General features: G+C 72.8%; 20 protein-coding genes and 3 pseudogenes. 10 read left to right on the top strand and 13 right to left on the bottom strand.

Translation table 11 applies throughout. The features are described 5' to 3' along the window. Both GA0070558_RS34605 and tnpA read left to right on the top strand, forming a co-directional pair. A partial coding sequence (locus tag GA0070558_RS34605; RefSeq protein ID WP_141722329.1) for a transposase family protein occupies window positions 1-306 on the top strand: 306 nt, incomplete at its 5' end. Between the two features lie 30 nt (window positions 307-336). Beyond that, window positions 337-708, top strand: a pseudogene (gene tnpA / locus GA0070558_RS25955) (IS200/IS605 family transposase); the annotation flags it as partial. A 53-nt stretch (window positions 709-761) separates the two neighbouring features. Here the strand turns inward: tnpA and GA0070558_RS25960 are convergent. The 3 genes from GA0070558_RS25960 to GA0070558_RS33935 all read right to left on the bottom strand — a co-directional run bounded on the left by GA0070558_RS25960 (window position 762) and on the right by GA0070558_RS33935 (window position 1779). Beyond that, complete coding sequence (locus tag GA0070558_RS25960; protein ID WP_369523388.1) at window positions 762-926, bottom strand: Hsp20/alpha crystallin family protein; 165 nt, start codon at window positions 924-926, stop codon at window positions 762-764. A gap of 64 nt (window positions 927-990) precedes the next feature. Beyond that, window positions 991-1266 carry a hypothetical protein gene (locus tag GA0070558_RS33930; RefSeq protein ID WP_218107101.1) on the bottom strand — a complete coding sequence of 92 codons (276 nt, stop codon included), beginning with the start codon at window positions 1264-1266 and terminating at the stop codon, window positions 991-993. 102 nt (window positions 1267-1368) lie between these two features. Beyond that, window positions 1369-1779: an aminoglycoside phosphotransferase/kinase family protein gene (locus GA0070558_RS33935; protein ID WP_218107102.1), complete on the bottom strand. Its 411-nt coding sequence runs from the start codon at window positions 1777-1779 to the stop codon at window positions 1369-1371. A 144-nt stretch (window positions 1780-1923) separates the two neighbouring features. On the opposite strand from GA0070558_RS33935, the gene GA0070558_RS25970 reads away from it, so the two are divergent. Next, a complete protein-coding gene (locus tag GA0070558_RS25970) occupies window positions 1924-2628 on the top strand; it encodes a dienelactone hydrolase family protein (RefSeq protein WP_091284443.1) in 705 nt (234 codons plus the stop codon). Window positions 2629-2681: 53 nt separating this feature from the next. Here GA0070558_RS25970 and GA0070558_RS25975 read toward each other — a convergent pair whose 3' ends face one another. After that, window positions 2682-3548: an alpha/beta fold hydrolase gene (locus tag GA0070558_RS25975; RefSeq protein ID WP_091284444.1), complete on the bottom strand. Its 867-nt coding sequence runs from the start codon at window positions 3546-3548 to the stop codon at window positions 2682-2684. A 250-nt stretch (window positions 3549-3798) separates the two neighbouring features. Further along, window positions 3799-4590: a phosphotransferase family protein gene (locus tag GA0070558_RS25980; protein WP_256092130.1), complete on the bottom strand. Its 792-nt coding sequence runs from the start codon at window positions 4588-4590 to the stop codon at window positions 3799-3801. 296 nt (window positions 4591-4886) lie between these two features. Here GA0070558_RS25980 and GA0070558_RS25990 point away from each other — a divergent pair, with 296 nt between their 5' ends. Continuing rightward, window positions 4887-5621: a dienelactone hydrolase family protein gene (locus GA0070558_RS25990; RefSeq protein WP_091284446.1), complete on the top strand. Its 735-nt coding sequence runs from the start codon at window positions 4887-4889 to the stop codon at window positions 5619-5621. A gap of 132 nt (window positions 5622-5753) precedes the next feature. Here the strand turns inward: GA0070558_RS25990 and GA0070558_RS25995 are convergent, their stop codons facing one another. Both GA0070558_RS25995 and GA0070558_RS26000 read right to left on the bottom strand, forming a co-directional pair. Beyond that, on the bottom strand, window positions 5754-6095 hold the full coding sequence (locus tag GA0070558_RS25995) for a transcriptional regulator (RefSeq protein ID WP_091284448.1): 342 nt from the start codon (window positions 6093-6095) through the stop codon (window positions 5754-5756). Then, a complete protein-coding gene (locus GA0070558_RS26000) occupies window positions 6092-6787 on the bottom strand; it encodes a hypothetical protein (RefSeq protein ID WP_091284450.1) in 696 nt (231 codons plus the stop codon). The genes GA0070558_RS25995 and GA0070558_RS26000 overlap by 4 nt, the downstream gene beginning before the upstream one ends. A gap of 259 nt (window positions 6788-7046) precedes the next feature. Here GA0070558_RS26000 and GA0070558_RS26005 point away from each other — a divergent pair, with 259 nt between their 5' ends. The 3 genes and pseudogenes from GA0070558_RS26005 (at window position 7047) to GA0070558_RS26015 (ending at window position 9279) form a co-directional block, all read left to right on the top strand. Next, the gene (locus GA0070558_RS26005; RefSeq protein WP_091284452.1) at window positions 7047-7622 is read left to right on the top strand and encodes a maleylpyruvate isomerase N-terminal domain-containing protein; all 576 of its coding nucleotides are present in this window, start codon (window positions 7047-7049) and stop codon (window positions 7620-7622) included. 59 nt (window positions 7623-7681) lie between these two features. After that, window positions 7682-7939: pseudogene (locus GA0070558_RS34610) on the top strand (IS630 family transposase); the annotation flags it as partial. Between the two features lie 143 nt (window positions 7940-8082). Next, window positions 8083-9279 carry a WD40 repeat domain-containing protein gene (locus GA0070558_RS26015; protein WP_176734380.1) on the top strand — a complete coding sequence of 399 codons (1197 nt, stop codon included), beginning with the start codon at window positions 8083-8085 and terminating at the stop codon, window positions 9277-9279. A gap of 103 nt (window positions 9280-9382) precedes the next feature. Here GA0070558_RS26015 and GA0070558_RS26020 read toward each other — a convergent pair whose 3' ends face one another. Continuing rightward, window positions 9383-9886 (bottom strand): NUDIX domain-containing protein, encoded by a 504-nt coding sequence (locus tag GA0070558_RS26020; protein ID WP_091284455.1) that lies wholly within the window; start codon window positions 9884-9886, stop codon window positions 9383-9385. Between the two features lie 258 nt (window positions 9887-10144). Between GA0070558_RS26020 and GA0070558_RS26025 the strand changes: the two genes are divergently transcribed. Both GA0070558_RS26025 and GA0070558_RS26030 read left to right on the top strand, forming a co-directional pair. Next, window positions 10145-11089: an adenosine deaminase family protein gene (locus GA0070558_RS26025; protein WP_091284458.1), complete on the top strand. Its 945-nt coding sequence runs from the start codon at window positions 10145-10147 to the stop codon at window positions 11087-11089. A 277-nt stretch (window positions 11090-11366) separates the two neighbouring features. After that, window positions 11367-12315: pseudogene (locus GA0070558_RS26030) on the top strand (erythromycin esterase family protein). Between the two features lie 9 nt (window positions 12316-12324). Here the strand turns inward: GA0070558_RS26030 and GA0070558_RS33940 are convergent. From GA0070558_RS33940 to GA0070558_RS26055, 4 genes are all read right to left on the bottom strand, one after another. Further along, entirely contained in the window at window positions 12325-13296 is a 972-nt protein-coding gene (locus GA0070558_RS33940) for a DnaJ family domain-containing protein (protein ID WP_218107103.1), read from the bottom strand. A 62-nt stretch (window positions 13297-13358) separates the two neighbouring features. Then, a complete protein-coding gene (locus tag GA0070558_RS26045; protein WP_091284459.1) occupies window positions 13359-13934 on the bottom strand; it encodes a GNAT family N-acetyltransferase in 576 nt (191 codons plus the stop codon). Window positions 13935-13995: 61 nt separating this feature from the next. After that, on the bottom strand, window positions 13996-14814 hold the full coding sequence (locus GA0070558_RS26050) for an SDR family NAD(P)-dependent oxidoreductase (RefSeq protein ID WP_176734381.1): 819 nt from the start codon (window positions 14812-14814) through the stop codon (window positions 13996-13998). Then, a complete protein-coding gene (locus GA0070558_RS26055) occupies window positions 14811-16130 on the bottom strand; it encodes a flavin-containing monooxygenase (protein ID WP_091284553.1) in 1320 nt (439 codons plus the stop codon). Before GA0070558_RS26055 ends, GA0070558_RS26050 begins: the two co-directional genes overlap by 4 nt. Before the next feature lie 149 nt (window positions 16131-16279). Here GA0070558_RS26055 and GA0070558_RS26060 point away from each other — a divergent pair, with 149 nt between their 5' ends. After that, window positions 16280-17026: an SAM-dependent methyltransferase gene (locus tag GA0070558_RS26060; protein ID WP_091284461.1), complete on the top strand. Its 747-nt coding sequence runs from the start codon at window positions 16280-16282 to the stop codon at window positions 17024-17026. Between the two features lie 20 nt (window positions 17027-17046). Here GA0070558_RS26060 and GA0070558_RS26065 read toward each other — a convergent pair whose 3' ends face one another. Further along, entirely contained in the window at window positions 17047-17712 is a 666-nt protein-coding gene (locus tag GA0070558_RS26065; RefSeq protein ID WP_439709635.1) for a TetR family transcriptional regulator, read from the bottom strand. Window positions 17713-17763: the final 51 nt, after the last annotated feature.

Raw genomic sequence — 17763 nt, forward strand, 5'->3', positions numbered from 1 at the left:
GAACTCCTGCCCTGCCTGCGAGCGGCCGGCACCGACCTGCGACCCCTCGGCGACCTGGGCTACGAAGGCGAGTCCACCACCATCACCGTGGCGTTCAAGAAACCGAGGAACAGCCGCCTCACCACCATCCAGCAGCAGTTCAACAAGGCCCACAACAGCCTGCGAGCCATCGGCGAACGCGGAAACTCCCTGCTCAAGACCACCTTCAAGGCGCTGCGCAACATCAGCCTCGACCCATGGCGCATCGGCAAGATCGTGGCCGCCGCACTCGTCCTGCTCCACACCGAACACGACCGCACCACATGACCACCTCTTGTGATCAGAACATTGCGCGGAATGGCTCACTGCACTTTCATGATGCACGTCCACTTGGTTCTCGTGACATAGTTCCGGCACAAGGGGTTCAACGACCGGCACCTGACCCGATCGCAGCAGATCATGCGGGACGCCTGCGCCGACTTCGAGCCGATCTCGTCGAGTTAACGGCGAGAACAACCATGTGCATCTGCTGGTGAACCAACTCCAAGTTGGCCGTGGCCCGGCCGGTCAACTCACTCAAAGGCGTGTCCTCACGGCGGCTGCGGCAGGAGTTCCCCGACCTCGTGCCCCACTACTGCCAGGCCAACAAACTCTGGTCCGTCTCGTACTACACAGCGTCCGCCGCGCGGCGCACCGCTGAGCATCGTGAAGCAGTACATCGAGCAGCAGAACCGCCAGGTCAAGGCACTACTCGGGCCTGACGGCCCTCCCAGCGCGGGCCCTCACACCCGGAGCACTGACCCGCACCTCGGTCGCCCGCCTCGAGGTGATCGGACGGTCAGCACGTTGCGCTCGACGGTGCAGTCGATGCTGTCCGGGTCCACCCCGGGCACGTCGAACGCGGCGTAGAAGTAGTCGCCGTCGAGGTGGGCGTCCATGTGGATCACCGCGGGACGGAAGTTGGCGCCGAGCAACTGCTCGGCGAGCCGACCGTGTCAACCCGACGCCGCCTCACCCGGCCGCGAAGTCGGCCAGCTCCCGCACCGCCGTCTCCAGCGCGGCGTCGACGCCGTGGTCGACCATAGCCCGGTACGCGGGGTCGCCCGCCGCCGCCGTGCGGCGGATGCCCTCGGCCGAGGCGGCCACCCGCTGGCGGACCACCTCGACGAACGGCCCCACCGGCCCGGCGTGACCGTAGGCGTCGAGGAACAGCCGCAGCCGCCGGGGCCGGTCCGCGAACGCGGTGAACCCCTCGGCGGCGACCACGTGCCGGGCGTGCAGCGGCACCCACGCGAACGCGGTGGACGCCAGGTCCCACTCGCGGGTGACCGGGGCCGCGAGGTCCCAGTCGAAGAACCCGACGAGCCGCCCGTCGGCCCACGCCGCGTTCTACGGGGCCGCGTCGTTGTGCCCGACGATCAGCCCCGGCCGCCAGACGCCGCCCTCGCGCCACCGCGCCCCGGCGGGCGGCACGAAACCCGCCACCGCGGCGTGCAGGTCCCGCAGCCACCGCGCGACCTGGCGCAGCGCGTCGTCGCTGTGCGCCCAGGCCGGCCACGGCCGGGTGACGCCGACCGTCTCCCCGGGCAGGAACGACAGAACCTCCCGCCCGTGCTCGTCGAAGCCCCGCGCCCGGGGCGCCCCGTCGAAGCCGACCGTCTTCAGATGCCGCAGCAGCGCGTGCACCGACGGCGTCCACGGCCCCGGCGTGCGCCGCACCGTGTCGCCGATGCGGACCGCGCCGCCGGTGTTGCCCCCGGCCAGTCGCTGTTCCTCACCCACGGTCCCATCCTCGCGCACGGGCGGATGATACGGTCACCCCGCCGTGCACGAGCACTGTCCGAGGAGGTGAGTCCGATCAACGCTGCGACCGGTCGGGGCTCCCTCCCCCGCATGGCCTAGGGAGCGCCCGCACAAGGCATCCCTGAAAGGCGCGTATTCGGCATGCGCATCCACGAAGAACACTTCACTGTCGACGGTGTGCCCGCTGTCCGCTGGACCCCGGATGACAGCACCACCGACCCCCGCCCGCTGATCCTCATCGGCCGCGGCGGCGGCCAGCACAAGACCGCCCCCGCCGTCGTGCACCGCGCCCACCGTTTCGCGGCCAGCGGTTTCGCGGCCGTCGCGGTGGACGCCCCGAACCACGGCGACCGCCCGAGCGACGACCGCTACCAGCGCATCGCCACCGAGATCCGGGCCCGCGCCGACACCGGCGACGACCCGGCACCCCTGCTCGCCGACTTCCAGGCGCTCGTCGCCGCGCAGACCGTGCCGGAATGGCGGGCCGTCCTGGATCACCTCGATCCCGGGCCGGTCGGCTACTGGGGCGTCTCGCTGGGCTGCGGGCTCGGCGTGCCGTTCGTGGCCGCCGAACCCCGGGTCCGCGCGGCGGTCCTCGGCCTGGGCGGAGCCTCGGCCCCCGCCGTCGAGGCTGCCGCGCGGATCACCGTGCCCGTCGAGTTCCTGGTCCAGTGGGACGACGAGCGGGTCCCCCGCGCGCAGAGCCTCGCCCTGTTCGACGCGTTCGGCTCCACCGAGAAGACCCTGCACGCCAACCCGGGCCGACACGGCGACCGGCTACCCGAACACGAACTGGACAGCGCGGTCCGGTTCTTCACCCGGCACCTCACGCCTCCGCCGCACTGACCGACGGTCGCCGCCCGCCCAGGATCGGCCACCGGACGGGGCGGGCGGCCTGATCAACCGCCCCGACGGGCCTGCCTGCCCACCGCGGCGCGGAACACCGCGGCGAACCGCTCCGGCGCCTCCAGCCACGGATGGTGACCCGCGTCCGGCACGATGGTCACCTCGCAGCCGAGGCGTGCCCCCAGCCGGCGCAGCGCATCGGCGGGGCGGCTGTCGCCGGCACCGCCGATGATCATCGCGTCGGGCGGTAGCCGCTCGCGGAGTTCGTCCACCCGCGATTCGAGCGGGTCGGTCTTCGCCGCCGCGTTGAGCTGGTGGTTCATCGCGTAGTTGACGGGCCGCAGCGTCCGCGCCGCCGCCGACGCCCACTGCCATGCCCGGTCCCGGTCGGCGTGGTCGGTGCACCACGACAGCGTCAGGTACTCGATCTCCTCGGCGTCGGTGCGGGCCTCCACCGCGTCGAGCGCGTCGAGCCTGGCCTGCTGCGCGTCGGTGCGTCGGGCCCGCTGGGCTGCCCGGTCGGCCTCCCGCCACGGCCCCAGGAAGGGCCCGGCGAGTTGCACCAGCCCGGCCACCCGATCGGGATGGGCCAACAGGAAGTAGCTGGCCAGGTGGGCGCCGAACGAGTGCCCGACCAACACCACCCGGTCGTGTCCCCACGTGTCGAGCAACAACGCCAGGTCGCGCACGTGGCGGGCGATCGTGTGCTGCCCGGTCCAGGAGGACCCGCCGGTGCCGCGCTGGTCGTAGCGGTGCACGCGATACCGGTCGTCGACGATGCCGGCGACCGGGGCCAGATAGTCGCGGATCCCGGGGCCGCCGTGCAGCATCACCAGGGGCAGCGTCTGCGGGTTCGCCGAGCCTGTGGTCCAGGTCCGCAACCGCGTACCGTCATCCGCCTCGATCAGGGCTTCGGTCATGGACGTGAGCGTAGTGGGATCGTTCCGATACCGAGCGTGCGCGCCGTGCGCCCTGACACAGCGTCGAGATGGGCCGCTGCGTCGACGGGGAGGTCGACAACCCGGCGAGGATCGTTGCCCGCTGCCGGGCATGCCGCCGGTCGTGCGGTAGGGGTCGCCGGCGGTCCCACTCGTCGCGGACTGACGCCGGCCGGCAGCATGCCCGCCCGCGGCGGAGGCTGAGCTGTCCGGTCCCGAATCCGGAGTCGGCTTACTCGTCCAGGGCGGCCGCTGTCCTGCGGAGTTCGTTCAGCCACTCGATGCCGAGCCGGCGGCCGTCGGGGAACTGGTCGTCGCGATCCCAGCGCCACGCGGTGATCATCGCCAGTACGAGGGTCCGGCACTCTCGGAGCAACCGGCGATCGACGCCCGGGTAGTGGTCGCCGACATCGTCGGGCGCGTGGGCCAGGTCGAACTCGACCGGCCTCCGGCAGCACGTCTCGAAGTCGATGAAGAGCGGCCCGGCCCGGGTCGAGAGCAGGTTGCCCGGATGGGGCTCGCCGTGCAGGAGCTGCTCGGGCCGGCCGCTGTCGGTGACCGCTCGGCGCATCCGGGCCAACGTGCCGGCGAGAAGAGCCCGGTCCGGGGCGGTCAGTTCCGGCGTTCGGGCGTGGTCGGCCACCAACCTCTCGGCCGCAGAGACCCGGTCGGTGAAGTGCGGGGCGGGCAGGTCGACGCTGCGCATGCCGGCGTGCAGGCGTTCGAGCGCGTTGACGTATCCGGCTCGGGAGATCGGCTGGGCGGCCACCGGTTCGTAGTAGGTCCAGAGGGTGACGACGTAGTCGTTCTGGACGAAGACCTCGGGCGACTCCAGCGTGGCCACCGGGCTCCCGGCCTCGGTCAACCCCCGAGCGACGTCCACCTCGAGCTGGGCGCGCTGGTGTGCGACCGGCGCCACCCGGGCGAGCACGTCGCAGGGCTGTAGACGCAGGGTGAGCGCGTTCGAGTTGTGCAGGACCGCGGCGTCGCGGACGGCCAGGCCGAGCTGTGAGCCGATCGACATGGCTGCCCGGGTTGCCTGCTGAGTCTCGTACGCCTGCATCGCCACCACCGTAGTCCGGTGTTCGTGTGCCGCAGCCGCATTTCGGCGTCCGGTCCCCCGACGACGGCCGGCTCCGGGAGCACGGCAGAAACACGTTGGCGGGTCACGGCCGCCACTGCTAGCTTTCTGGCGGCCGTGCGAGAGATCGAGGAGGTGGTACCCGTGAACGTTTCGACATGGGTGCTCCCCTCCGATGCCACGGTCGGGCGGTAAGTCGTCCGGGAGCGCCGTTACGAGCGATCCCGAAAGGCACGACCATGCGATTCACTACCGAACAGCGCCTCGACGACGGCGTCCTCGAACGCGAGTTCACCCTCGGCGAGATCCCCGGCGTCCTGTGGACGCCCGCATCCGCATCCGCGCCGGTCCCGCTGATCCTGCTCGGCCACCCTCCGCTCGGACTGCGCAAGATGTACCCCCGTCTGGTGGCCCGGGCCCGGCGCGCCGCGGCGGACGGCTTCGCCGCGGCGACCATCGAGCTTCCCGGCAGCGGTGACCGGCCCCGTTGGGCCGCCGCCGAGCAGGCCCGCGCCGACCTGCGCCGGGCACTGGAGGCCGGCGAGCCGGTCAGCGACGAGATCGTCGACGCCCTCGTCCTCCCGCTCGTCGACAGGGCGGTCCCGGAAACGCAGGCCGCCCTGGATGCCCTCCTGTCGCTGCCCGAGATCGGTGGTCCGGTCGGGTACTCGGGTGGTGTGATCTCCGTCGGCATCCGGCTTGCGGTGGTCGAGCCCCGCATCGCGGCCGCCGGTCTCTTCGCGGGGAGTCTCGTGCCTCGCACCATGTTCGAGGAGGCCCGACAGGTCACCATTCCGCTGCATGTCCTGCTGCAGTGGGACGACGAGGGCAACGACCGCCAGGCGGCCCTGGACCTGTTCGACGCCTTCGGCTCCCCGGAGAAGACGCTGCACGCCAACATGGGCGGGCACACCGGTGTCCCGCAGTTCGCCGGGGAGGACGCGGCCGGGTTCTTCGCCCGGCACCTGCGCTAGCCGCCGCCAGGCCAGAAGGCGGTACGGGCCGCCGGCCCTCCTGCACAGCGGTGGCCAGCAGAGATGCGCAACCGCCCGATCGCGCCAGCTGACAGACCCGGTCCTGTTCGGGTCAGCCAGCTGACGCTACGGTCAGTTGGTCGTCTCGACGCGCGCGATGAGCTGCTTGAGTCGCGCGATCTCGTCGGCGAGCGCGGTGGCTCCGGCGGCGGTGAGGGTGATCCAGGTACGGCCGCGCCGCCCCTCGTAGCCTTTCTGGATCTCGATCAGGCCGGCCGTTTCCAGCACACTGAGGTGCTTGGAGAGGTTGCCGGCGGTCAGCTCGAGGTGGGTGCGCAGGTAGCCGAACTCGACCCGGTGGGCCTCGTGCGCGATGGTCAGGATGCCCAGCCGGGCCCGCTGGTGCACCACCTCGTCCAGCCCGGTGACCGGGTGCCCCGGGCCCGGGTCCGGGGTGCCGATCGTCGCCGTCACCGCTGCCGCCTGCGGGCTGCCCTGAAGAACCCGGCCGCGCCGAGCAGCAACAGCGCGCCGCTGACGACTTGCGGTGCCGCGAATCGGGCCTGGAGTCCCCAACCCGCCAGTCCCCAGCCCTCGTTCGTCGGCAGCACCAGGAGCACCGGGGCAAGGTAGGCGAGGGTGAACAGCCGCAGACCGACGTTGCGCTCGATCCGGGCCAGCACCACCAGCGCGATCCCGATCATGCCCCAGGGTGAGACCAGCCGGTCCAGGAGCAACCACCAGTACGGCAGCGGCTGGTGCGGCAGCGGGTGGTGCGGAAAGTACAGGGCTGCGGCTACCCACGCGGCGGTGAACACGACGGTCGTCGCGGCGCCGGCGATCGCGTACGGCAACGCCCGGGCACCCAGGCCCCGTGACCGGGCGGCCCGCACGTAGCAGACGGCGATCGCCGTGTAGGCCAGCAGGAGCGCCGGGGGCCAGTAGAACAGCACGCCCCGCCGCGCGAACTCGCAGCTGGTGTCGGGGTGGCAGTGCACCGTCATGCCGAGCCAGTCGAACGGGATGCCGACGAGCGTCACCACGCCCAGCACCAGCAGGGCAACCCAGGTCATCCGTTGGTCGAGGCGCACCTGGTGCGCCAGGGAGCGAATGTCGGACAGCAGTCGGCGGGGATCGCCTCCGGCAGCGATCGACTCAGTAGTCATGCCAATAGGTTTCCACAGCAAACCTATTGGCGCTAGTACCGAGTTTGCGCTCTTCCGGCAGCGCCGGCACGCCCGGCGGCTCGCTGGCCACCGCATCCGTCGACCCGCAGGATGCGTGACGCCGACGCGCACATAACTGTCATTATGGTGTGCAGGTGATTCGCCCCTTTTGCCGCATCAAATTATCGGATTAGTGTTACCGGTAATGCGTTAATCGGGGTGGGTTGTCGGCCGGGACGACGGCTGGCACGGTCGGGGCATGACGGACACGGGTGGGGCGGGCGTGCGCGCCGCGATCGGCGAGATGGGCCGGATCCTCGGGCCACACGCCGACGCCGACTGGACGGTGCTGGCGGGGACACTGGAGTGGAGCTGCTGGACAACGGCGGCGCACGTGGCGCACGACCTGCTCGCGTACGCGGGGCAGCTGGCCGGCCGTCCCGCCGACGGCTACCTGCCGTTCGACCTGCGCGTCTCCCCCACCGCGACGCCCGCCCAGGTGCTGACCGTCGTCGTGGCCTGCGGTGGCCTGCTCGCCACCGCCGTCGACGCGGCCGACCCGGGCGTGCGGGCCTGGCACTTCGGCCCCTGCGACCCGGCCGGGTTCGCCGCCATGGGCGTGGCGGAGACCCTGCTGCACACCCACGACATCACCCGGGGTCTACGCGTCGACTGGCAGCCGCCCGCCGCGCCCGCCGCCGCCGTGCTGACCCGGCTGTTCCCGGACGCCCCGCCCGGCCCGCCGGCCGAGGTGCTGCTGTGGATGACGGGGCGGGCCGAGTTCGACGGACGGCCCCGCCGCACCTCGTGGACGTGGCAGGCCGCACTGACCTGACCCCACCGGCCGATCAGCCCCGGGCCCCTCGTCGCCGGCCTGCCACCGCCCGCTGCGGGGTCGCTTTCCAGCGCACCAAGACCTGGAAGGAATCCCCGGACCCCGAGCGAGAGGCGAAGCTGGACCGAATCGAGGAGGTCCTGGACCGCTTCCCGGACCGGGTCTTCGCCTTCGACGAGCTCGGCCCGCTCGGGATCCGGCCCACCGCAGGCTCCGGCTGGGCCCGCCAGAAACACCCCGACCGGATGCCCGCTACCTTCCGCCGCACCCACGGGGTGCGCTACCTCCACGGCTGCTACTCAATCACGGCCTCTCAACAGCGCAGCTTGATCCAACCTGGCGGACGACTGTCCGGCCGCATCACTAGAGTCTCGGCCATGAGAGCGACGACGTTCATATGACCACTTCGGCATCGGATCCGTCGGGGCGGAAGGGGTGGTGGACGGACCTGCGATGGCTGGTGAACGCTGATCCGGAGCGGGTGCTGAGGTTGCTGGCTTCCGATGCCGATTCCGATGCGCGACTGATGGCTGCGGTTTACCGGGCGTCGGTGGACGTACACCGGGACGTGCCACCGTGGGTGCGGAGGCAGCTGCTGGCCCTGGACGCGGCTCGGTACGGGGACCGGGAGTTGTCGGCACAGATTGCCGCCGTGTCAGTGGAGGATGTCGACGCCGAGCCATGGCGGGTGCTGTGGTCCACCGACGCGCAGAGTGACCCGCACTTCCAGATGAACCCGTCCGGTCACATCGGCGGTGTTGACGCGGTGGTGACAACCTTCTCGGACGGCCGCCACGTCGTGGTCACCGGCAGCAAGGACCAGACGGTCCGGGTGCGGGACCTTGAGACCGGCCAACCGGTCGGCGGGCCCATGAGCGACCTCAACGGCAGAGTGTGGGCGGTGACGACGGAGGTCGTGGACGGTCGGCCGTACGTCGTCACGGCCAGCGACTGGGCGGTACTCGCGTGGGACCTGGCCACCCGACAGCAGACGGGCGAGCTGCCGGGGATCAACGGTGAGGTGTGGTGTCTGGGCACGGCTGTCGTCCAGGGGCGACCGTGTGCGCTCGCCAGCGACGACGACGTGTCCGTGCGGGTCTGGGATCTGGCCAGTGGGGAACAGGTCGGCGAACTCACCGGACACGACGACTTCCTGATGGCCATCGACACGCTGGTGATCGATGACAGGCCCCATGCGGTGGGCTGTATGAGCGGCGGCAAGGTCTGGCAGTGGGACCTGACCACCGGACAACCGGTCGGGGAGCCCCTGCCGGGCCACGACGGCGAGGTGTGGGCAGTCGCGACAGCGGTCGTCGACGGCAGAGCCCACGCGATCACGGCAGGTTACGACGCCACCGTGCGCGTGTGGGACCTGGTCATGGGACGGGAAGTCGGCAGGCTGGCCGGCCACAAAGGCACCGTGTCCGCGGTGGTGACCGCGGTGATCGGTGGAGAACTCCGGGTCGTCACCGGTGGTTCGGATGGAACGGTGTGCCTGTGGGAGCTGGCCGCCGGGCGGCAGATCGGCCGGGAGCTGGTGTTTCCCGCGCCAGTCCATGCGCTGACCGTGACCCCGGAAGGCTCGCTCGTGGTGGGCTTCGGCGGCGACGTCGCGGTCCTGTCCCTGCATGCCGACCCTGACTCTACGGGACCGTGAGCCGTTGGTGCGGTGACCGGATGGTTGCTGGTTCCGCCCCGGCGATGAGGACAAAACACCGCCAGCGGCTGCGCAACCCGGCGAACCTTTGCGGTCAGAGCCACTAGAGGCCCAGTTGGACCGGCTGGTGCGGCGTTCCCGCGGTGAGAAGCGCGGTCAGGGGTGTGGTGAGGTCGCGGGGCGAGAATAGCTCAGGTCCCCGGTGGGCGGCGATCTCCGAGAGCCGCCACCACCGGAACGCGGCCAGGTTCTCCGCAGCGAGTTGGTCGTCGGTCAGCTCCCCGCGGGGCTGGAAATGGTTCGTGCGGACGAGGAAGTAGTCGTTGACGACGCCGTCGAAGCCCGGCGCGATGTCGGCGGCCACGACTTCCTGGTGCCAGACGTGCGGCGGTTCGGCGATGATCGCCAGACCGGTCTCCTCCCGCAGTTCACGGCGCAGAGCCGTCAGCCGGTCCTCGCCGGGTTCGACCCCGCCGCCCGGGGCCGCCCAGACGGCCTTCGACTGCTGCTGCACGACCGGGTGGGGAAAGTCGAGCCGGCAGAGCAGGATGCGGTCGTTCTCGTCAAGGACGATCGCGCGGACGGAGGGACGCAGGTGTGGCGTCATGCCGTGTCGGAAGCGGCGACGAGGCGCATGATCGGCATTGGCGCAGGTTATCAACCGCCCGCCTGCACCTCGGTCGGCCCCGGCCCGTCGCGGAGGGTTGTCGTCAGCGTGCGCTCTTGTTTGCGTGCCGTTGCGGGTCGAGAGGCGCTGCGACGGATGACCATCCGCCGAGCTCGACCTGTTCCTTGGTCCAAGGGCGCCTCCCGCTGGGAGGCTGCCGCCCCTCCGGCGGATCACTCGCACGGTGAGGGTTGTGCAATGGCAACGGACCTGACTGACTTCATCGCCGGCCTGCCCAAGGTGGAACTGCACGTCCACCACGTCGGCTCGGCGACACCGTACACCGTGGCTCGGCTGGCCGAACGGCACGCCGGGACCACCGCGGTGCCGGCCGACCCGGCACTGCTGGCCGAGTACTTCACGTTCACCGACTTCGCGCACTTCGTCGAGGTGTACCTGTCGGTGGTGGACCTGATCCGCGACGCCGAGGACCTGGCCACACTCACCTACGACATCGGCGCCGACCTGGCCGCCCAGTCGGTGCGGTACGCCGAGCTGACGCTGACCCCGTACTCGTCGATCGTGCGTGGTGTCCCGGCCGAGGCGTACTGCGAGGCGGTGGAGGACGCCCGGCTGCGGGCCGCCCGTGACCACGGCATCCAGCTGCGCTGGTGCTTCGACATCCCGGGCGAGCCCACGATGACCGGCGCCGACGTCACCCTGGAGGTGGCGCTCAAGCAGCGCCCGGACGGGCTCGTCAGTTTCGGGCTGGGCGGCCCGGAGTCCGGGATCCCCCGCGCCCGCTACGCCGGGCACTTCGCCGCCGCCCGTGACCCCGACCTGATGGCGCACCTGCGCGAGCACGACATCGCCCTTGAGGTGTGCCCGACCTCCAACGCCTGCACCCGCTCGGTGCCGTCGCTGGCCGAGCATCCGCTGCCGCAGTTGGTGGCCGCCGGTGTGCCGGTCACCGTCAACTCCGACGACCCGCCCATGTTCTCCACCACCCTGAACAGGGAATACCAGGTGGCCGCAGACCTGCTCGACCTCGACGAGCACGGCGTCGCGGAGCTGGCCCGCCAGGCCGTGCGGTACTCGTTCCTCGACGCTGCGGGCAAGACCGCCGTGCTGGCCGAGATCGACGACTACCTCCAGGCGCTCCCGGGTGAGGCCGGTCGCCCCTGCGCGCGTCCCACCGATTGAGGGTTGGCCCCGACGGGGAGCCGACGATGCCGGGAAAAGTTCACACCGCTCGTTCAACGATACCGTTTAGGGAATGACTGTCCGGAACATCGGACGGAAACTCGACGGGGCCGCCATCTCGGCCTTCCTGCGTTCCCTTCCCGCCCGGCCTGCGCTGCTCGGCCTGGGCGAAGCCCGGCACTTCGTGGGGGAGTTGGGCGCGTTGCGCAACGAGGTCTTCCGCCACCTCGCCGAACACGAGGGCTACCGGTCGTTCGCCATCGAGAGCGACTGCCTGATGGGCCAGGTGGTGGACGACCACATCGCGACCGGCGCCGGTGACCTCGACGACGTCATGGCACGCGGCTTCAGCCACGGCTTCGGCGCGTCGACGGCCAACCGCGACCTCGTGCGCTGGATGCGCACCTACAACGAGGCCCACGACGAAAAGCTGCGGTTCTTCGGGATCGACGGCCCCCTGGAATACTGGGCGGCCAGCCCGCGTCAGGCGCTCACCGCCCTGCACGGCCTCCTCGACGGCCCGCTGCCCTGCACCTGGGAAACCCTCGATGCGCTGCTCGGCCCCGACGAGCGGTGGTCGAACGAGGCCACCGTCATGGACCCGTCCCAGTCGATCGGCCAAACCGCCGACGCCCATCGCCGACGACCTGCTGGCGCTGCTCGACACGCAGCTGCCGCAGCTGTGCGTGCGCGACCGGGAGCGGGCGGAACTGTACGGGCGTACCGCCGTCGGTCTGCTCCGCTACCACCACGCGATGGCCGACAGCACTGCGGACCGGATCTCCCGGCTGTCGGGGCTGCGGGACGCGATGATGGCCGCGAACCTGCGTGCTGTCGCCGCGCACGGCCCGGCGCTGATCTTCGCCCACAACCTGCACCTGCAGCGCCATCACAGCCGCATGTCGCTGGGCGACCAGGACGTGCGGATGTGGAGCGCGGGAGCCATCACCGCGGCCCGTCTCGGCGACCGGTACGCCTTCCTCGCCTCGGCCTTCGGCGCGATCGGTGGCGACGCCCCGGCTGCGGACACCACCGAGGGCATGCTGGCCGCCCTCCCGTGGCACGCTTGCGTGGTCGACGGCCGCCGCCTGGCCCGGGCGGCCGCCGCAGCCGCCCCGCGGGTCTCCCGGGACTTCGCCTACTTCCCGCTGGACCCGACCCAGCTCGACACGATCGACGGCATCGTCTTCGTCAGAGAGGCCGTCGATCTGGGTGCACCCGGCTAGCAGCAGGCGTCAGGACCGCCGCGGTCCCCGCCACGGCCACTGCCACCGGCGGCGGGGACCGTGCTGCGGCCCAGGTGCCGACCGCGCCGCCGCCACCGCCTCCGCGTGGGCCCGTTCCCGGGCGGCGCGCCACCCGGCCACCACCTCGTCGGCGTTGGCGGGACGCACGACGACCTGCGGGCCGGTCGGGTTGCGCAGCCAGGCGACGACCTCCCGGTTGAGATCGGCGACGTACGCCCGCACGGCAGCCTCGGTGGGCAGGTCCCGCACCTCGTCGGGCACCCGTTCGATCCTGCGGCGCAGCAGCAGCGGCGTCGGCAGCAGCAGGTCGCTGGGCAGCTTCTCGCGCTCCAGGAAACTCTTGATCCACCACGACTCGTCGTAGGGCGTGCCCCGGCCCGGCAGTGGTCTGCCCGCCCCGGGCAGGTTGTCGAACTCGCCGCGTTCCTGGGCGGTGCGGATCTGCGCCTCGGCCGCGGCCTCCCACCTGTCGCTCACCCCGGCACCTCCCCGGATCCACGGTACCCGCCCGGCCGTGCCGGCGACGGGGGCGCGGTGACCCACCGCCTGGGTCCGGTGCCCTAGCCCGCCGGGGTAGAAGAGGAACAGCCTGCAGCCGGTGACGGTCGCGGGCACGTGCCACGATCCGGCCGGGGCGTGCAGGAACGTCCCCGCCGGGTAGTCGCGCGCCCCGTCGTGGAACGTGCCGTCGAGCACGTACACCTCTTCGGGGCCGGGCGCGTGGACGTCGCGGCGCGGCCACGACGCGCCGGGGTCCATCTCGAGCACGGCGGCCTGCGCGCCGTGCGGTCCCCGCCACAGCGGACGCAGCCGGATGCCGGGGAAGAGTTCGCGGACGGGGGCCGCCTCGACGCGTACGGCGGTGAGGAGACGGATCTGCCGAGTGGAGGCCGTCGCGGCCCGCGTCGGCCTCCACTCGGCGGCGAGCCTGCGCCGTCGCTTCCGCGTTCTATTGGGCACGACTCCGGGCGCCTACCGGCGGGCGTTGCGGGCCTGTGCGACCTGACGCCGCCCGCTGCGGCTCACCCTCGGTCTCCGCCGGGGTGCGGGGCGGCGTGGCGGGCGTGGCGGTGCCCGTCGCGGGGGAACGGCGCCCGGGCGGGAAGTGTCTCCTGGAACGGGTAGCCGGCCTTCTCGGCGACCCGGCAGGAGGCGGTGTTGTCGACCTGGTGCAGCAGGTCCAGGCGGGTCAGGCCGGTCGCGGCGAACCGGGTGAACGCCCAGTCGGTGACCGCCTGCACGGCGCGCGGCGCGACGCCGCGCCCGCGGGCCCAGGCGGCCGTCCAGTAGCCGACCTCGGCGTGCGGGCGGCCGGGCAGGACGTCCTTGAGCACGACCGTGGCGACGAGGCAGTCGCCGCCGTCGCGGCGGGGCTCGCGTACGGCGAAGGCGAACCGGCGGCCGGCGGCCCAGCCCTGCCGGCTGCGGACCATCCACCGGTGGGCGGCGCGGGCGTCGTCGACCGGATGCCGGGTCCAGTGGCGCAGCACCGGGTCGCGGTAGACCTCGATCAGCTCGGGGATGTCGCCGTCGCGCCAGGGGCGCAGCTCCAGCTCGGGATGGTGGGGGGTCGCGGGGGCCCGCAGGAGCACCGACATCCCCGTAGTGTCGCCCATCGCCGCCGCCGGTGCCGCCCCGCGAGCGGCGCGGGGCCCGCGTTCAGGGGTGGCGGTGGCGGCGCACGAGGCCGGCGGCCAGGGGCGCGGCGTCGAGGTCACCGGCGGCGATGCGCCCGGCGACGGTACGCCGCACGAGGCGGTCGGCCAGGGCGGGCGCGTGCCGGGCGACGGCCAGTTCGAGGCGGCCCCGGGCGGTGGTGGCCACGTCACGCGGGGCGCGGCGGGCGGCGGCGGCGCGCAGGATCGCCGCGACGACGCCCTCGACGGGTTCGGGCCGGGACACCCCGGTCAGGGACAGCCCGGCGCGGGCGGTGCTGTCGTGGATGGGTGAGGCGACCATGCTGGGGTAGACGACGGTGACGCCGACGTGGGTGCCGACCTCCAGGCGCAAGGCGTCGGCGTACGCGACGAGGGCGCGTTTGCTGACCCCGTACGCGGCGGCCAGGGGCAGCGGCAGCACCGCCATCCGGCTGGCCACGAAGATCACCCGGCCGCGGTCGGCGACGAGGGCGGGCAGGGCGGCGGCGGTGGTGCGCCAGGCGGCGAGCAGGTTCACCTCGATCTGCTGGCGCACGGTGTCGTCGGGGGGCAGTTCGGCGGGGGCGGGGCCGCCGACTCCGGCGTTGTTGACCAGCAGGTCGAGGCCGCCGAGCCGGTCGACGGCGGCGGTCACGGCGGTGGCGGTGGCGGCCGGGTCGGTCAGGTCGACGCCGAGCACGGGGGCGTCGGGGTCGTCGTGGGCGTGCAGGTCGAGGCCGACGACGTGGGCGCCGGCGGCGTGCAGGGCGGCGCACAGGTGCCGGCCGAAGGTGCCGTGCGCGCCGGTGACGAGGGCCCGGCGGCCGGTCAGGGCGCTCACGTCGCGTCCCGGGCGGCGCGGCGGGTGCCGGCGGCGAGTTCGCGGCCCAGCTGCGCCAGGTACGTGTCGAAGTCGACGCGCATCGCCGGGCGGCGGTCTCCCCAGCGGGCGGTGGCGGCGCGCAGTTCGGCACGGCAGGCGGCGCGTTGGGCCGCCGGGGCCGGCGGAGCGTACCGGCCGGCGAGGCGGGCGGCGACGAGGCGGGCCTGCGCCTCCAGCAGGGGGAACGCGGCTCCGGTGGACTGCATCAGCCCGACGAAGGCCAGCCCGGGGGCGTCGAGGTGGAACACGTGCCGGTACAGCGGCAGGGTGTCGGGGCCGGCGCCGAGCAGCGCGGGGTCGAGGAACGGCACCTCGACGCGGTAGCCGGTGCACCAGACGACCAGGTCGACGGCGTCGACGCAGCCGTCGGTGAACTCGACCTGGTCGCCATGGAACGCCGCGACGCCGGGGCGGGCCTCGATCTCGCCGTGGGCCAGCCGCGACAGCAGCCCGTCGGAGAGGGTGGGATGGTCCTGGAGGAAGCCGTGGGTGGGTGCGGGCAGCCCGTAGCGGGTGGGCGGGCCGACGGTGGCGGTGAGCAGGGTCTGGCTGATGCGCTGCCGCAGCCGCCAGGGCAGCCGCCGCGCGAGCGCCCCGTTGAGGGTGTCCGAGGGGCGGCCGAGCAGGTGCTTGGGCACCACCCACACGCCGCGGCGCAGCGACAGCAGCGTACGCCGGGCGGTGTGGGAGGCGTCCACGGCGATGTCCATGGCGGAGTTGCCGCCGCCGACGACGAGGACCCGCCGGTCGGCGAGCTGCTCGGGGCCGCGGTAGGCGTGGCTGTGGAGCTGTTCGGCGGTGCAGTCGCCGGCGGGCGGGGGCGCGGGTGGGCGGGGCACCCGGTTGTGGCCGTTGGCGACGACGACGGCGGCTACGGTGACGTCGCTGGTGCCGTGGGGGCCGGTGGTCCGCACGGTCCACCGGTCGTCGGGGCCGCGGGTGACCCCGACGACGGTGTGCCGCAGCCGGACGGCGTCGAGGAGACCGAAGCGGTGGGCGTAGTCGCGCAGGTAGCCGGCGACGCGGGTGTGGTCGGGGTAGTCGGGCCAGTGGGCGGGCATGGGGTGGTCGGCGAACTGGGTGCGGGTCCGGCTGGTGTTCAGGTGCAGGGTGCGGTAGGCGGGCGAGTCGGGTGCCCCGTACACCCACAGGCCGCCGACGGTGTCGGTGGCCTCGAAGGCCACGGCCGGCACGCCGGCGTCGGCGAGGGCCTTGAGGGTGGCCAGGCCGGCGGCGCCGGCGCCGATCACCGCGACCCGTGGGGGTTGCCCCATGTCGTCGTCCTCCCCCACGTTAATCCAACGCTTGATGGATAATGCGGGGGGTGGTGGCCCGGCGTCAAGGCGTCCGGGCCCGTAATGCGGTCGACGGCGCCGCGCGCCGCGGTTACCTTACGGACCTCACGTCCCGGGAAGGTGTTTCGGTGGACCTGCCACGCAGCTTTGTCATCCGCGAACGCGACCACCGCATCCACAACCCCTTCACCGCCGGGAAACTCGCCACCCTCGGCCGGGCCCTGCGCCTGCGGCCGGGCACGACCCTGCTCGACCTGGCCTGCGGCAGCGGCGAGATGCTCTGCCAGTGGAGCCGCGCGCACGGCGTGACCGGCACCGGGGTCGACATCAGCACCGTCTTCGTCGACGCCGCCCGGGCCCGCGCGGTCGAGCTGGGCGTCGCCGGGCGGGTGGCGTTCGTGCACGGCGACGCCGCCACGTACACCGCCGAGGTCGAGGTCGACGTCGCCGCGTGCGTCGGGGCGACCTGGATCGGCGGCGGCGTCGCGGGCACCATCGGGCTGCTCGAACGCGCCCTGCGCCCCGGCGGCCTGCTGCTGATCGGCGAGCCGTTCTGGCGGGTCGACCCGCCCGATGAGGCGACGGTGACGGCCTGCCACGCCACGGCCCGGGAGGACTTCCACGACCTGCCGGGCCTGGTCGCCCTGTTCGGCAGCCTCGGCTTCGACCTGGTGGAGATGGTCCTGGCCGACGAGGACAGCTGGGACCGTTACGTCGCCGCGCAGTGGTTGTCGGTGCGCCGCTGGCTCGACGCCCACCCCGACGACGAACTGGCCGGCGAGCTGCGCGCCGAACTCGACACCGCGCCGCTGCGCTACGTCCGCTACCAGCGACCCCACCTGGGGTGGGGGGTGTTCGCGCTGATGCGGCGCTGACGCCCGCCGGCCGGTGCGCGTCAGGCGTGTGCGCCCGGCTGCCCGCCGGCCCAGTAGAGGCCGTCGAGGAACCGGTGCACGAAGGCGCGGAACTCCTGGCGTTCCCGCTGCGCCGAGGCCGCGTCGGCGGCCAGCGCCACCACGTGCGCGTGCACGGCCCAGACCAGGCTGCGCACCGTGATGTGCGGGGTGGGTTCGACCAGCGCCCCGGCGGCGGCCGCCGCCTGCAGCAGCTGCTCCACCAGCTCGTACAGCGGCGCGGAGTACCGCTCGTCGAGGTCGGCGTGCCGGTGCGGCTCCAGCCAGCGGCGCAGCCACAGGGCGGTGGTCTGCGGGTGCTCCTGTAGGAAGTCGACGAACACGTCGACCAGGTCGTGCAGCGCCCCCCGGGCGGCGGCGGGCCCGGTGTCGAGGGCGTCGTGGGCCGCCCGCGTCGCGGCCTGCAGGGCGTCGCGTTCGGCGACGAACACCCGGGCGAAGCAGGCGTCGTAGAGCTGCGCCTTCGTGCCCGTGTGGTGGGAGACCGTGGCGACGTCGACGCCGGCGGCGGCGGCGACCTGCCGCAGCCCGACGGCGTCGAAGCCCCGGGCGGCGAACAGCGCGGTGGCGGCGGTCAGCACCACCTCGCGGGTGTCCCGGCTCTCGGAACGCCGGGGTCGGCCGGGACGTCGTCGGGGCATGGTCATGGGCGCCATTGTCCCCCTACAATCCAGCAACCGTTGGATTTGCGGGCGGCG

This window comes from Micromonospora haikouensis, from assembly GCF_900091595.1.
Classification (GTDB): domain Bacteria; phylum Actinomycetota; class Actinomycetes; order Mycobacteriales; family Micromonosporaceae; genus Micromonospora; species Micromonospora haikouensis.